Here is a 1,609-nt window from a genome sequence, read left to right on the forward strand (position 1 = left end):
ATGGCGGAGAGGAAGAGATTCGAACTCTCGAGAGCCTTTTGAGCCCTACTCCCTTAGCAGGGGAGCGCCTTCGACCACTCGGCCACCTCTCCAACAGAGAGGCATAAATGGTATCAACAGAAAGTTCAAGACATTTTCGATTTTTTTCCCAAATATCTGAAATTTTTCTCCTATTGAGCCCATAGGGATAAAAAGTTAACAAAACAAAAATTGTGTCTTTTTTACCACATTATCTCGAATAGTACATGTATACATTACAAAAAGGTAATTTCATATTTGAATATCTAAAAAGATTAGTATAGCTAAGATAACAAGTGCCGCGTATTTTACTTATGTCTTTGTCCTTAATGCGTTAGGTAAATGATAGCCTTTAGAATTTAGAAGAAAATTAACGGACCTCGGAGATCCTATATGAATATTAAATCCCTCTTTTTAAGCTCTACAGCAGCTTTTTTAACAATTTCTGGAGCACATGCTGCTTCAACAGTTATCCCCGAACCCGAACCTGTAGAATATATTCGCGTTTGTGATGCCTACGGAAAAGGATATTTTTATATCCCTGGAACAGAAACCTGCATGCGTTTATCAGGAAATGTTCGTACTGATTTTATAGGCGGTGATAATATCGATGCAACAAGCGAAACTGAACTGAACCAAAAAAGAAAAACCTATGGCGCATCATCACGGCTCACCCTTGTTTTTCAAGCAGCTTCTGAAACAGAAATGGGGACACTTCGTTCATATGCAAGAATTTTCTCAAGCTGGGGTGATGGTGGTGATAAAGCTGGTGCAAGGCTTTCAGCCGCTTACATTGAACTGGGTGGTTTTCGCGTAGGTCTTGATGACACAATTTTCAACAGCTGGACTGGTGGTTATGGAAATGTTCTCAATGATGACAGCATAGCACCTGCAGGCACAACACGCACTAATTTTATTTCCTACACCTTTAATGGTGACTCCGGCTTTTCTGCTATTATCGGAGCTGAACTAGGCAATAATTCAGATGCTCTTCCTGGAATAAGCGGATACTATATTGATAAAGATGATAAGCTTGTTCCTATCACGAAGGATACTCTTCCAAGTAAAGCAATTAAAAATTACACACCCAATGTAGTTTTGGGTATCAAGTTTATGCAAAAATGGGGTGGTTTTTCAGCGGTTGCAGCATATGATACTTACTACAAAAAGTGGGCTGGAAAAGTACGTGCAGATTTCAATGTCAACGATCGTTTCAATCTATGGGTAATGGCTGGTTATAAAAACGGCCTTGATTACTACACAGTAAATGAAAATGATGAATTATCACGACAAAGCACAACGATTTATGCAAACTGGGGTGGTAAATGGGCTGCTTGGGCGGGTGCCACTTACAAACTCACTCCGAAGGCAAATTTGAATGCTCAAGTTTCTTATAGTGCTGTAAAAACCTTTGCAACTTCTGTAAATATTACATACACGCTGGTTCCAGGATTTGTGATTACACCTGAATTAACCTATGTTTCTTGGAATGATGATCGCGTTGTGACGGATAAAAATAATGATGAAAAACATTTATTCAATAAGAAAAGTGCTTTTCAAGGTATGATCCGTTTACAGCGTTCATTCTAAT

The 1,609-nt window shown here is 38.9% G+C and carries 1 protein-coding gene and 1 tRNA gene; one reads left to right on the forward strand and one right to left on the reverse strand.

Going from position 1 to position 1,609, the window contains the following annotated elements:
• Position 1: 1 nt before the first annotated feature.
• Positions 2-92, reverse strand: a tRNA-Ser gene (locus tag ACFIKE_RS10285).
• A 319-nt stretch (positions 93-411) separates the two neighbouring features.
• Here ACFIKE_RS10285 and ACFIKE_RS10290 point away from each other — a divergent pair.
• The gene (locus ACFIKE_RS10290) at positions 412-1,608 is read left to right on the forward strand and encodes a porin (protein ID WP_375627456.1); all 1,197 of its coding nucleotides are present in this window, start codon (positions 412-414) and stop codon (positions 1,606-1,608) included.
• Position 1,609 lies beyond the last annotated feature (1 nt).

The sequence above is a fragment of the Bartonella sp. MU70NMGDW genome (genome assembly GCF_042194085.1).
GTDB classification, from domain to species: domain Bacteria; phylum Pseudomonadota; class Alphaproteobacteria; order Rhizobiales; family Rhizobiaceae; genus Bartonella; species Bartonella grahamii.